Origin of the sequence: Jiangella endophytica (assembly GCF_003427025.1) — a bacterium.
GTDB classification, from domain to species: Bacteria; Actinomycetota; Actinomycetes; order Jiangellales; family Jiangellaceae; genus Jiangella; species Jiangella endophytica.
Map to the genome: position 1 here is coordinate 1 of NZ_QVAI01000010.1, position 13,700 is coordinate 13,700.

Annotated in this window: 10 protein-coding genes; 7 read left to right on the top strand and 3 right to left on the bottom strand. The window is 68.3% G+C overall.

Annotation, left to right across the window (positions count from 1 at the left end; translation table 11 throughout):
• Nucleotides 1–1,004, bottom strand: a 1,004-nt coding sequence (locus DZA62_RS19595) for a helix-turn-helix domain-containing protein (protein WP_198663975.1), incomplete at its 3' end; no start/stop codon positions are given.
• Between the two features lie 210 nt (nt 1,005–1,214).
• On the opposite strand from DZA62_RS19595, the gene DZA62_RS19600 reads away from it, so the two are divergent.
• The 4 genes from DZA62_RS19600 (at nt 1,215) to DZA62_RS19615 (ending at nt 6,424) form a co-directional block, all read left to right on the top strand.
• Nucleotides 1,215–4,514: a S8 family serine peptidase gene (locus tag DZA62_RS19600; RefSeq protein ID WP_157987775.1), complete on the top strand. Its 3,300-nt coding sequence runs from the start codon at nt 1,215–1,217 to the stop codon at nt 4,512–4,514.
• 745 nt (nt 4,515–5,259) lie between these two features.
• Entirely contained in the window at nt 5,260–5,508 is a 249-nt protein-coding gene (locus DZA62_RS35805; protein ID WP_157987776.1) for a hypothetical protein, read from the top strand.
• A gap of 187 nt (nt 5,509–5,695) precedes the next feature.
• Nucleotides 5,696–6,088 carry an ester cyclase gene (locus DZA62_RS19610; RefSeq protein WP_116950621.1) on the top strand — a complete coding sequence of 131 codons (393 nt, stop codon included), beginning with the start codon at nt 5,696–5,698 and terminating at the stop codon, nt 6,086–6,088.
• A 21-nt stretch (nt 6,089–6,109) separates the two neighbouring features.
• Nucleotides 6,110–6,424 carry an SDR family oxidoreductase gene (locus tag DZA62_RS19615; protein ID WP_198663976.1) on the top strand — a complete coding sequence of 105 codons (315 nt, stop codon included), beginning with the start codon at nt 6,110–6,112 and terminating at the stop codon, nt 6,422–6,424.
• A gap of 88 nt (nt 6,425–6,512) precedes the next feature.
• Here DZA62_RS19615 and DZA62_RS19620 read toward each other — a convergent pair whose 3' ends face one another.
• Nucleotides 6,513–7,871, bottom strand: coding sequence for an NAD(P)/FAD-dependent oxidoreductase (locus DZA62_RS19620; RefSeq protein ID WP_198663977.1), 1,359 nt, complete (start codon nt 7,869–7,871; stop codon nt 6,513–6,515).
• 68 nt (nt 7,872–7,939) lie between these two features.
• Nucleotides 7,940–9,142 carry a PucR family transcriptional regulator gene (locus tag DZA62_RS19625; protein WP_157987777.1) on the bottom strand — a complete coding sequence of 401 codons (1,203 nt, stop codon included), beginning with the start codon at nt 9,140–9,142 and terminating at the stop codon, nt 7,940–7,942.
• A gap of 62 nt (nt 9,143–9,204) precedes the next feature.
• On the opposite strand from DZA62_RS19625, the gene DZA62_RS19630 reads away from it, so the two are divergent.
• The 3 genes from DZA62_RS19630 to DZA62_RS19640 all read left to right on the top strand — a co-directional run bounded on the left by DZA62_RS19630 (nt 9,205) and on the right by DZA62_RS19640 (nt 13,700).
• Nucleotides 9,205–10,944 carry an ABC transporter substrate-binding protein gene (locus tag DZA62_RS19630; protein WP_157987778.1) on the top strand — a complete coding sequence of 580 codons (1,740 nt, stop codon included), beginning with the start codon at nt 9,205–9,207 and terminating at the stop codon, nt 10,942–10,944.
• A 148-nt stretch (nt 10,945–11,092) separates the two neighbouring features.
• A complete protein-coding gene (locus DZA62_RS19635; protein WP_116950625.1) occupies nt 11,093–13,288 on the top strand; it encodes a S9 family peptidase in 2,196 nt (731 codons plus the stop codon).
• Nucleotides 13,289–13,301: 13 nt separating this feature from the next.
• Nucleotides 13,302–13,700, top strand: a complete 399-nt coding sequence (locus DZA62_RS19640) for a hypothetical protein (protein WP_198663978.1) — start codon at nt 13,302–13,304, stop codon at nt 13,698–13,700.

Sequence of the window (13,700 nt, forward strand, 5' to 3'; positions counted from 1 at the left end):
AGCCAGCCCTGGCTGGCCAGATGCCAGCCCAGCTGAAGGCGATTCTCCACTCCCGCCGCGTCCATCACGTCATGGAGGCGGCGCTGCACCGTCCGTTCGCTGATCCCGAGCTCCCGGCCGGCGATGCGATCGGTGATGCCCGTCAGCAGCAAGGACAGGAGTGCCTGGTCGGCGCTCGAGAGGTATGACGGGCTCCTGTCTACGGGGTCGGGCGACACCATGGGTTGGGCTCGGGCCCAGATGAGTTCGAACAACGAGACGAGCGTGTCCAGCAAGCCGCATGGGTGCACGAGGATGCACGCGGTGAGGATGCCGTCTCGATCGCTGCTGATGGGGACGAGAGCGAGCGAGCGATCGCTGATCGCGAGCTTGATCGGCACTGCTGTCGACAGGCGGGCTTCCTCCCCGAGAGACAGGTACCGGCCGACCTCCATCGGAGCTCCGGTCTCGCGCAGCGCACGCGGGTGGTAGAGGCAGCGATAGCGAATTCCCTGTGCGAGCAGCTCGATCTCGGTGTCGTTCTCGCCCAACGCCCGTACGTAGGGAGGCATGACGAACATCAGGACCTCCTCGCGGGTGGCCCGCTGCAACTGGTCGAATCGCTGTGCCACGGCATCCTCGCCGACGCACAGCTCGATGAGCTCCTCTGCGGCACGCTCTCGAGGACTGCGGCGGTACTCGTCGATGAGCGGCCCGACGGCGCTACTGGCCTCGCGCAGCTCACGCTCGGACCGCTGGATAAGGGCGGGCAGCGCAACGTCGGGCGGGGCCGGTCGCCACGTCGAGGGTCGGCCCGATACCTGATGGACCAGGCCTTTGGCCGCGAGTTCGTGGACGGCTTTTGAGACGCGCCGTGGCTCGAGCCCGAGCGATTCGCCGAGTCGTCGGGCCGTTGCCGGGGCATCCCTGAGGAGTGCTCGGTACACGACCTCCTCGAGATCGCTGACGCCAATCGCCTTCAGCGACATCGGTGGATTAGTTGCCGGTCTCGACAGCTCGCTCACACTTGACATTCTTACGCCATTGACGGGTTCCCGACATATGCCTTCACCTGGGGCTGCTAATTTCCGCTGATCACACGCGTCCGGACTGAGGGGTCGTTCATGCGTCGGGTCGTTCGTCTTTCGCTCTCCCTCGTCGCCGCCATGGTGGTGCTCGCTGCTGCGCCTCCGGGAGGCGCGCAGCCGTCTCGGCCAATGCCTCTGGCTACTGACGTGGCCGACGCGCGCGTGGCCGACGCGCGTGCACAGACGCGGGTCACCCTGATCACGGGCGACGTCGTGTCCGTGGCGACCATCGGCGGCCGGCAGGCCATGACCGTCGAGTGGGCCGAGCGGGATGGGCCGGTGGCGTTCCAGCAGTTCGATGTCGACGGGGACTCGTACGTGATCCCCGATGACGCGGCACACCTCGTCACCGCGGGGACACTGGACCGGCAACTGTTCAACATCACGCAGCTCGTGGCGCAGGGCTTCGACGACGCCAACACGCCGTCCCTGCCCGTGATCGTCACATATGAGGGGAGGCCGGCCCTGCAGCGAGCGACGACGATGACGCTGCCCGGTGTCCAGGTCACCGCGGAACTTCCGAGCGTCGACGGGGTGGCAGTCGAGGCGGACAAGGACCGCATCCGCGAGGTCTTCGACGCGATCGCCGCTGAGCCCACCGGGGCGCACGGCACCGCGAGCGCCGAATCCATCGAGAGGGTGTGGCTCGATCGCGTCGTCTCGGTTGCCGATGAGGCCAGCAATGGGCGGATCGGAGCACCGGCAGCGTGGTCGTCCGGATGGGACGGCTCCGGCGTGACCGTGGCGGTGCTCGACACCGGCATCGACGTCGACCACCCCGATCTTGCCGGGAAGGTCGCCGCGGCCGAGGATTTCACCACCGATGGAACAGTCGACGACCTGCACGGCCACGGGACGCACGTCTCGTCCACCGCGGCCGGCACCGGCGCCGCATCGGAGCGTGCGCACCAGGGCGTGGCGTTCGACGCGACACTGCTGAACGGCAAGGTGCTCGATGCGGCCGGCAACGGTCAGCTCTCCTGGATCATCAGCGGCATGGAGTGGGCCGTGGCCCAGGGCGCCGACGTGATCAATATGAGCCTCGGGGATCCGGAGCCCAGCGACGGCACCGATCCACTCAGCCAGGCGGTGAACGACCTGACGACCGCGTCCGGCAGCCTCTTCGTCATCGCGTCAGGCAATTCGGGGACGACGCTCGGATCACCCGGTGCCGCCGACGCCGCCCTGACGGTCGGGGCGGTGGACACGAACGACGTGCTGGCGTCCTTCTCCAGCCCGGGACCTCGTTTCGGTGACTTCGCCATCAAGCCGGACCTGTCCGCGCCAGGTGTGGAGATCGTCGGCGCCCGGGCAGGCGGCACCTCCATGGGCGATCCCGTCGACGGCCACTACACGAGAGCATCGGGCACATCGATGGCGACGCCGCATGTCGCAGGAGCTGCGGCCATCCTGAAGGAACAGCACCCGGACTGGCAGGCCGCCGAACTCAAGTCGGCCTTGGTCGGGGCCACGATCCCGACTGTGGGAACGCACTCGATCTACGACCAGGGCGCCGGCCGGCTGGACCTCACCCGCGCGGTCGGCCAGGACGTCATCGCGACACCCGCGCCGCTGAACCTCGGTTTCCTCGCCTGGCCCCACACCGACCAACCGCCGGTGACCCAGACACTGACCTACCACAACGCCGCCGCTGCCGAGACCACGCTGACGCTGAGCCTTGCGCTCACCGACCAGGACGACGTCGCCGCGCCTGAGGGCACCATGTCGCTCACCGCGTCATCGGTGACGATCCCGGCGGGAGGCACTGCCACCGTCGACGTCTCGGTGGACCCCTCCGCGGTGTCGCCGGGCCGATACGGCGGATTCGTCGTCGCCATGGGGCCGGACACCGTGGTCCGGACGCCGGTCGGCGTGTATGTGGAGCCGGAGACCTTCGACCTGACCATCCGCGGCATCGGGCTCGACGGTCTGCCCGCTAACCCACGGTCGGACCTGACCGTTCTTGACGTCGAGGACTTCAGCGACTATTTCCAACAGGGGCAGCCGTTCGTGGACGGCGAGGCGACGGTCCGGGTGCCGGCGGGCATCTACAGCGCCATGGCCTACCTGCGTGGCATGCAGGGCAAGGAGACCACATCGATCGCGCTCGTCGGTGAGCCCGAGATGGTCATCGGCCAGGACACCACGGTGACGCTGGACGCGCGTGAGGCCCACGCGGTCACGCTGACCACGGAACGCCCGACGGTTCCTGTGGAGCACCCGAGCTCAAAGTTGTCCTACGCCCGGACGAGCAGCAGCGGGCAGACCATGTCGACCAGTTGGTTCTTCCCACCGCAGGTCTCCGGCTACGCCAAGCCCACCGAGCCGGTCGGCACCGGTGCGTTCGAGTTCTACTCGCAGTTCGCCGTCCAGTCGCCGCCGGGAGCGCCCGGGACCCCGCGCCTGTACGACGTGAGTTTCCCGAATTCCGGTGCCGTCCCCGACGACACCGCCTACGTCATCGATGCGGCATACGAGCGTGCGCACCTCGCGCGGATCGACAACCGGGTGCACGCCAACGCCGACGCTGATCTCGCCGAGGTGCGCCACCATTTCCGGCCGTACGAGGACGGCAGCCTGGCGTACCTGCGGGAGCTGCCGGCGCCGATCGAGAGGGTCGAGTACGTCTCTGTGGGCGACACCATCTGGACCCAGACCGTGTTCGTCGGCGGCTTCCTGGGCGCCCGGATGGAGGAGTACCCGCAAACGTACGAGCCGGGACCGGCCGGGGTCCGCCACTGGTTCCGGCAGCCGCTCCGACCGGTCATCGACGCGGACTCCTACTTCGGGGAACCGGGCGCCATCCGTTCGGTTCGAGTCGGCGACGAGTTGCGGATCCGGATGCCCGAGGTCGGCGACAGCCAAGACGGCCACTGGGGCCTGGCCTCGGAGTACGAAGGGCTGGCGGTATCGATGCGGCTCTACCGTGACGCGGAGCTGCTTGGCGAGAGCGCAAGCGGGGTCGCGGACTTCGCTATCGCGCCTGGTGCCGGTCAGTACCGTGTGCACGTGGAGACCGACGCCTCGGCGGCACCGGCGGCATGGGCCCAGAAGTCGACGCGCACCGACACCACGTACACGATCGTCTCCACGCCGCCGCGCGAGAACCCGGTGGTGCTGCCGCTGCTCCAGATCGACTACGACCTCGGCGTCGATCTGCACAACGAAGCAGGCCGGCCGGGCGCGCACGAGGTCCGGCTGTCCGTGCGGCATCAGCGCGACGCCGAAGCGAGGCCCGTAGCAGGTCTGGCCATGTGGGCCTCTTACGACGGCGGCGCCACGTGGCGGTCGGTGAGGGTCAGGGCCGATGGCATGGCCGCATACACGGCCAGGCTGATCCATCCGCCCCGCGCTCAGGACGTGTCGCTGCGTACCGAAGCCTGGGACGAGGCCGGAAACCGGATCGACCAGACCATCATCACGGCCTACACCATGCGCAAGCGCTGAGCCCGATCAGAGCGCCGCCGAGACAGTCCGGCGGACGTTCGCCGGATCCGCCACGACGTCGAGGACCGCGCGGGCCAGGTCCGCGCGCACCAGCGTGAAGCCATGACGGACGGTTCCGTCGTGGCGGCGGCAGCCAGACCGGACGCGGCCGGCGGCGAGCATCGGCGGCCCGCGGTCTGAGCGGTCAGGTTCTTGATTCGCCCAGCCGGATACACCTAGCGCTTCATCAGGTGCTCGGCCAGCCTGCTGCCTGTGTGACCAGCTGTGCGCAGACGGCGGTCACTGTGCTTTCGGCGTCAGGACCGTTGACGAGCCAGAGCGTGTTGAGCGGACGCGCGAGCACGCGCCTTACCTACCGCCCGAACCAGAACGTCCTCGGGTTGCGCAAGAATGTGACGCAGACGATCGGCCTGGTGTCCGACACCATTGCGACGCGACGACTCCGTTCGCCGGCGAAGCCATCCATGGGGCGCTCGATGCGGCGCCGGAACACGGATACTTCCTGCTCGTCGACGAGAGCGAGGGCGATGTGCAGGTCGAGGGCGTGATCTACGCTGCGATGTATGTGTGCGAGGTGGAGGGTCCCTCGGCTCCTCTTGGACGACCGCAGGTTCTGCTCAACTGCTTGTCGCTGACGGCGCCACTACCCGCGGTGATGCCGGATGAGACGGAGGCCGGCCGGACCGCTGCTCGTCGCCGACACCGTGCCGCCAATCGGTTCACGCCGCTAATCATCGTCGACACCATGGCGCCGTCGAGGCCCCGACGGCTCGTGCCGTCGGCGTGCAGCACCGCTCTCGACGGGGCCGCCCGCAGCCGGTGCTGCACCAGCTGGGCGGCGTGGACGGTGAGCTGCTGCCTGAACCGGGCCGCCAGCGACGGAGCCAGGAAGGTCGCGGCGAGGACCCGCAGCCACACCGCCAGCCGGGACTGGGTCGCCGGTGGCCAGTGCGCGGTCGACGTCAGCCCCAGCACCACCGGGATCGCGGACTGAGCAACCTGCTGGACGATCGACAGAAGCGCGCCCGGGCCTGCGAAGCATCGAGCATCCTTCTGGACGATGCGTAAAGAAGTCTGGACTCTAAATGATGGATCGTACTCCAGTGCTCACGCAGTATCGATGTCGTAGGTGAACCACGAGCAAACGAGCGCAGCCCGGACGCCGGGCGAGGAAGGCAGTCATGTCCGACTTCAACATCCGCGAGTTCTACGACCGCTACTGCGAGGCGCTCAACGCGCATGAGTTCGACCGCATGGACGAGTTCGTCAGCGAGTCCATCCTCTCGCACGGCCAGCCGGCCACTCGCGGGGACGTCGTCGCGGCGCTCAAGGGTATCGCCGACGCGGTACCCGACATCCACTGGGAGATCAAGGAGGTGGTGATCCACGGTGAAACCCTGGCCTGCCACTCCGTCAACCACGGCACCCCCACCAAGGAATGGCTCGGGGTGGCTCCCACTGGCGCTCGGATCGAGATCGACGAGGTCGCCATGTACCGGGTCCGCGACGGGAAGTTCGTGCAGATGTCGAACGTCCACGACGTCGAGGTCCTGAAGAAGCAACTCGCGGGCTGACCCAGCCGGTACGGAGAACTGATGGAGACCCCCTGGGACAGCTGGAAGGCAAGACGTCGGTGGTGCGCGAGGCCGAGCTGGAGGACCCTCAGGGGGCGCGGCATCCGGGTCAACGCGATCTCGCCGGGCTGGATCGAGACGCCCGGGGGCACCGCCATCAACGGTGGCGAGGAAGCCATGCCGGCCATCAGGGAGTATGCCGCCGCGACCGTGGCCAAGGGCCGCATGGGTCAACCCGAGGAGGCGGCCGCGGTCGTGGCGTTCCTGGCGACGGAACAGAGCAGCTACGTCGTCGGTGCGAACCTCTACGTCGACGGCGGAGCGAACCAGATCTAGGGGGCCGTCCGTGGCAGCGGGACGCGGTCACCTCGGGCGCCGGCCGGTCGCGCGGCCTGGCCGGCGCCCCGCCCGGCCGGTCCATGGCCTAGCCCATCACGGTGCCCGAGGACGACCGGTTGACCACGCGCCTCCGGGAGAACGCACCGAGATCGATCACGTGACCGGTGTGCTCGCAGGTGTAGGTCAGAGGGTCGTGATCGTGGTCGTGGCCGTTCTCGACCCCCTCGACCAGGGCGGCGATGAACCGCCCCGCCAACGGGGCGTTCTTGAACTGATTGCCGCTGGTGCCCATCGCGACGTAGAAGCCGTCAAGGTCGGTGCGGTCGTAGATCGGAGTCCAGTCCTCGGCGACGTCGTAGACACCGGAGATGCCACTGGGCCTGGTGGGAACCCGCAGGCTCGGGAAACGGCGTGCGGCGCGGGTGGCTTGCGCCTCGAACCGATCCATCGTCGGCCGCGGACTCGACGCCTCGACGTCGTCGATCCATTCCAAGGGGTCACAGGCCGGTTCCGTGCTGCCCACCAGGAGTGAGTCGGGCGACGTCGGCCGCAGGTAGATCCCGAGGTCCAGGTCGGCGATGGCCGGCCCGAGGTGCTCGTCGGCGTTGTATCCGGGCGGGGTGGGAACCTGATGAACTTCCTGTCGCATCGGCCGGACCGCGATGGTGAAGTCGGCTCCCACGCCGACCAGCCGGTTGATCGAGCTGGACCAAGGGCCGGCTGCGTTGACGACGACCGGGGTCGCGATGCGAGTTCCGTCGGAGAGACGAACTCCTGTGACGCGGTCGTGGTCGCGATCCACCGAGACGACTGTGCGGTTGAGTCGAAAGACGGCCCCGTTTGCCTGGGCCGCCACGGCCAAATTCTGAGTGGCCAGTTGCGGATCGTTCACGAAACCGGCATCGGGCGTGAACATTGCTCCGAGATGGCCGTTGGGATCGTCGAAGAACGCCTCGTCGTCGATCGTTTTGGGTGGCCAGTAGCGTCCGGTGTCGATACCTGGAACCCGGTCGGCAAGGGTCGCCGCATCCCAGATCTCGTAGGGCACATTCAGCCGATCGAACAAGGCGGTCGTTCGGTCACTGGCGACCGGTGGCGCATCCAGTATCACCATCCCGATTCGGACGAACGACGCCAGCCCCGACTCGTCCTTCGTCCGTAGGTGATCGGCCCACTTCTCCCAGCAGTGCTTGGACTCCCACGCTGTCGCGACGCCGTCCGAGGTGGAGTAGTTGAATCTCACGATGGCGCTCGAGGCGCTGGTGGATCCGAGGCCGGCGCCACCGGCCTTGTCCACGACGACCACCCGAAGGCCCAGTCTGGACAGTTCCAGTGCCGCGGACGATCCGATCACGCCGGCACCGATGACGACTACATCAGTTGTGTCAGACATTCCCGATCCCACGATGGTCGAGTGATTTGCTCCCATCGTCGAGCCACTCATGCTCACGATGCGATCGCCAACCGTCGCGTATCAGCGCGCTCGCACTCGTCGTTCGTGGCGTCGGCCGGTCAAGGGACGAGTTGCGCCAGCTTGAGGCCCAGGTGTGCGGCGAGCCGGTCGTCACCGTGCGAAAGCTTCAGGCCCGTGACGTCCTCGGCGCGCCGCAACCGCTGATAGAGCGTGGCACGGTGAATGTGCAGTTGGCTCGCGGTGCGCTTGACGTCGGCGGCGTTGTCGAAATACGCCGTGAGCGTCTCGACCAACTCACGGTGGTCCACGGAGTTCAGCAGGCGCCGCATGCCTGGGTGAATGCTGTCTGCCAGTTCGTCGGGAGGGAGCTTCGCCAGCATGGCGAAGACCCCCAGGCGCGCATAGGACACGGTCGGGCCCAGCGCACCGGTGATGCGCGCGACCTCCGCTGCCCGTCGAGCCTCGAGGTAGCCGGTGTGGGCGTCGGCGAGGAATCGCTGCGTCGTGCTGCTGCCGACCCAGCCCCTGCCGTCGGCCGGGGCGGCCTCGGTCATCAGCCTGCCGTGCACTTCGCCGGCCAGGTAGTCGACGTTCACGGCCCGGCCCTCCGGCCATGCGGCGACGAGGACCGAGTGGTCGGGCCGGTGCAGGACCAGGCCGTGACCTGGAGGGAGCCGTCGTCGGCCGTGGTCGATCGCGATACGCAGAGCCAATCGGCCGCGCTCGCCGATGGGCTCGTCGCGGGCATGGCTCAGCGTCGCGACCAGCACGGTGACTGGTCCCACCACGACCCACTCCTCTTCGACCAGGGTTTGGGCGGCCTCCTCCCTCAGCGCGTGGTCGGTGGAGAGGAGGTTGCGGACGAGGCCGCGTTCTCGGTCGCCGGCGAGCTCCCCGGCGACATGCTCGCGATGCAGGATGCGTGCGGCTTCATCGGCCGCTTCGCGCAGCACCTCGGCATCGTGTGGGCTGACCTCGCCATCGGACGCGAGGAGCCACAGGTACCCGAGCAGCTTCTGCTCGAAGCGCACGGGCACGCCGATACGCGCCACCTCGAGTCCGACGGCGGGGTTGGCCGGAAGGGTGAAGAGGTCGGCCGCTTGTGCGGCACCCTGCATCGCGATGTAGTCCTTCAGCTCTGCCGGGACGCTGCGACGCAGGATGGATCCGATCCGGGCGGTATCGACGTCGCGCGTATGGGACGTATACGCCAGGAGGCGGATGTATTGGTCATCGACTGCGACCGACCGACGCATCTGAGATCCGAGCGAGTCGACCAGTCGCTGCAGCTCCGCGGCCATGGCCACCACTATAGAAAACGTTCTCGACGCTCGGTGGCCGCGCGCGGTTCGTGCAGGTGGCAGTGGCTCCCGCCAAGAGTCATCTCGCGCGCTCGGGCGCCGATCTCAGCTGTGACCGCGGCGTCAATTGTCGGCTCGTGGCGATCGCCAAGCCGACGTTTGTCGATGCTCCGGTCGGAGCCGCGCGCAATAAGGTTCGCGTCATGAAACGGAAGACTCACTGGAGCCGACGGCCGATGGTCGTGGCTTGCGTCTGCGCCGCGGCGGTGGTCTCGTTCGCGGCCTGCGGTGGGCCCGGAGGCTCGGACTCCGAGGCCACACTCATCGATGGCGGCACCGCGCGGGTCGGCCTGACGTCACCGGTCTCGAACTTCGACCCCTACAGCCTGGACGGCTTCGGGGTCGCGAAGTACGCCTACGACTCGCTCGTCAACATCACCATCGATGGCGACATCGTCTCCGGTCTCGCCACCGAGTGGGACTCGACCGCAACCTCGGCGACGTTCACGCTGCGGCCGGACGTGACGTGCTCCGACGGCTCGACGTTGACCGCGACCGACGTCGCGGACGCGATCACCTACGCCAGCGATCCGGCGAACCAGCTGCAGGCTGCGCAGTTGCTGCTGCCCAGTGTTCCGTTCACCGTCGAGGGCGACGACGACACGAGCACGGTCGAGGTGGTGATGTCGGAGCCCTACAGCTTCTCCGTCCGCACGGTCGGACTTCTTCCCATCGTCTGCCCGAGTGGTCTCGCTGATCCCGAGTCCCTGACATCGACCACTCACGGTACGGGCCCTTACGAGTTGGCCGACTACTCCTCTGCCGGCCCGTACGAGCTCACCGTCCGCGACGGATACGCCTGGGGCCCCGACGGTGCGTCGACCGATGAGCCGGGAGTGCCCGCGAAGGTCGTGATCTCGGTCGTGCCCAGCGAGGCCACGAAGGCCAACCTGCTGACGGCCGGAGATCTGGAGATCGCGGTGGTCGCCGGTCCCGACCAGGCGCGGCTCGATGCGGCTGGCCTCTTCTCCGCGCCGATCCCCACCGTGGCCGGGATCACCTACTTCAACCAGGCCGCGGGCCGTCCCCTCGCCGACACGGCGCTCCGGACGGCGCTGATCGAGGCCCTGGACCGTCAGGCGCTGGCCAACGTGGCCGTGGGCGGCGAGGGCAAGCCGGCGACGGCGCTAGGTCCGGCGAACGCGGTCTGCCACGCCGACATTGTCGATGCCAACCTGCCGGAGGGCGACGCTCTGGACACCCTCGCCGCGGCTGGGTGGAGTCAGGCCGGCGGCAGGCTGGAGAAGGACGGGGACCAGCTGTCGATCAGAGTGCTCACCCTCTCCTCCGACACCCAGCTGATGGCGGTCGCCGAGCTCATGGGAAAGATGTGGGCGGACCTGGGCATCGACATCGAGATGTTGGCCCAGGACGCGACGAGCTTCACGTCGACGTTGTACGAGACCGGCAACTGGGACGTTCTGGTCGGCGCGAGCTCGATCAGCCTGCCGACGACGCTGATCCCGGTGCTCTCGGGTCCGCCTCCGCCGGATGGCACCAACTTCTCGCACATCGAGAACGATGAGTACTCGAGCGCGGTGTCCGAAGCGCTGACGAAGGAGGACACCGACAGCTGCCCCTTCTGGCAGCAGGCGGACGCGGCTCTGCTGCAGGCGGCGGACATCCTCCCGATCGCGGAGTCCAGCACCTACTACTGGGGTCAGAACGTGCGGTTCGCGCTGACCGCGACCGGGGCGAACAGCCCGGCGGTCGATCCGAGCAGCATCCGGCTGTCCGAGTAGAGGCCGGGTCTGTTCCGCCGCCCACACGCACCAGGGGGAGATCATCTCGTTGCACGAGCTGGACCTCATCCATCGAGTGCCCGGCCGGCACGCCGGCCGGGCACTCGCAGGGGGCCATGCCCCTCGGCACCGGCGAGGAGTTGAGTAGATGTCCACCGGCCATGACGGCTTCGACAGGTTCTTCGGAGGTCTCGACCGGCTGGCGCCGGGTGGCACGGTCGTGCCCGCGTGGTCGCCCGACGCCAGGTGGCTCGCCTTCATCGACGGGCCGGCCGATGACCGCCAGGGCTGGCTGGCCGACTGCGCGAGCGGCGAGCGGAAGCCGCTGGTCCCCGACGTCTCCTCACTGCGGGAGTCGATCCGGCACCTGACAGGCGAGACCCCGGCCGGTCGCGGGCTGCCCTTCGACCACGTCATCTTCGCCGCAGACGCTCAGGTGGAGGCGCGCGTCGGCGGGGTACGAGTGCGCATCGAGTTGGACAGCGGCAAGGCCGAGAGGCTCGCCGACGGCGAGGAGGGGAGTGTGACGCCGCGTGAGTTCCTTCGCCCGCGTCCGCTGATCGATCCGGCCGAGGCTCGAGAACTCGCCTCTCCCGGTGGGGCCCTCCTGGCCTCGATGGCCGACGGGAATGTCGTCGTGCGATCGACGATCGACGGCCGGGTGTCATCTCTGACGAGCGACGGCACGCCGGAACACGACTACCGCTTCGACCTGGTCGATTCCGGCCTGGCCTCGTTGGGCATGGCGTTCCCGGTCTGCAACTGGTCACCTGACGGCTCGCGCCTGGCGGTCTCGAGGGTCGACAGCCGGGGCGTTCACCGGGCCCCGCAGGTGCACTACCTCAATCGTGAGGAGGAGGTCGTCCACCGGTACTGCGCGCAGGCCGGCGGCCAGCTCGAGCGCACGACTCTGCACGTCCTCGACGTCTTCGGCCGGCCAGCCGTGCAGCTCGACCTCGGCGACACCACCGACACCTACCCCGTGCCCGCCGCGTGGCTGCCCGACGGCAGGCACCTCATCGTCTTCGTCATGAGCCGCGACTGCCGGCGGATCGACGTCGTGCTCGCCGACGCGCAGACCGGAGCGACCCGGCCGATCTTCCGCGAGGTCGGCGATTCCTTCCTCCGGATCCATCACGACGTCTACTACGCCAGCAAGATCGGCCTGTTCCTCACCCCCGACGGCGCGCACGTGCTGTGGCTGTCCGAGCGATCAGGCTGGAAACACCTGTACCTGTACGACCTCGAGGGCACGTTGGTCCGGCAGCTGACCGACGGCGAGTGGCCGGTGGACTACGTGCACCACGTCGACGACGATCACGTGTACTTCACCGCGCACATCGACACAGACCGTCCCTACGACACACACCTGGCGCGGGTGCGGCTCGACGGGGGGCCCGTCGAGCAGCTCACCAGCGACCCCGGCGCCCACTCGATGGTCATGGCGCCGAGGGGCGATGTGCTCGTGGACACCTGGTCCACGGTGGCGACGGCCCCACGCAGCGTGTTGCGTTCGGTCGACGGATCCCTTCTGGCCGAGCTGTCCACCGCGGACACCTCGGGCCTGGCGTGGACCCCGACCCAGGAGTTCACGGTGCTCGCCGCCGACGGTGAGACGGAGCTGTGGGGGGCGGTGTTCTTCCCGGCCGATTTCGACGAGACCCGGACGTACCCGCTGGTCGAGTACGTCTACGGGGGCCCGCAGTGGGTGGCCGCTCCGCACTCCTTCGACTACGGAGCCTTCGGCAGGCACGCCCACGCACTCGCTCAGCTCGGCTACATCGTGTTCGTCGTCGACGGCCGAGGCACCCCTGGGCGATCCAAAGCCTTCCACGACGTCGTCTACGGCGACTGGACGGCCGGTCTGGTGCCGGATCACGCCGCTGCAGCGCTGCAGCTGAAGGAGCGCTACTCCTTCCTCTCCGAGTCCCCTGTCGCCGTGATCGGGTACAGCTGGGGCGGCTACGCGGCCTTTCGTCTGGCCGCTGAACGCCCCGATGTCTACGGGGCCGCCGTCTCCCTGGCGGCAGGGTTCGATCCCTACTCACTCGTGCTCTACGAGTGCTATCTCGGCCTGCCGCAGGCGAACCCCCAGGCGTACCGGAAGGCCGAGACGTATCCGCTGGCCCACTCGTTCGCATCACCGTTCCTGCTCGCCTGCGGCTCCGCGGACCACCCGCAATGGCCTGACGTCATGAAGATGAGCGAGACGCTGATCCGCGCCGGCAAGGAGCACGAGTTCGTCGTGCTGCCAGGACAGATCCACGCCCTCGACGCAGTGCACGCCGCGTACTTCTGGCGCAAAGTCCGTACGTTCCTCGCCGCCCACCTCGCGGCGGGCTGAGGCGATGGAGTTCATGTCGGAGGATCACGTCGCCGTGATCAACACGATCCTGCGGCGCGATCCCGCCGTACACGAGGCGTGCGCCCGGCTGGCGGGACCGCGAGTGCTCGCCTACCGGCTGGAGCGCGAGCCTGGCGGCGAGCCGGTGCACTGGACGATCGCCTTCGAGCAGACCGTCCAATTCTCCCTGGCCGAGGCCGCGGCACCTGACGTGGTCCTGGTCGGGGACTGGAGCGTGATGATCCGCGCGGCGAAGGCGAACCGTGAGGGTGTCCGGGTCGATCCGGAGCTCTCGGTGGAAGGAGACGAGGAGATTCTCGATGAGATCCTCCAAGTGCTCGGGCTCGCGAGTGACATCGCGACGGTTCCGGTGACGTTCCCTGTGCCGGCCGACGTACGGCGGGTGGGTTGA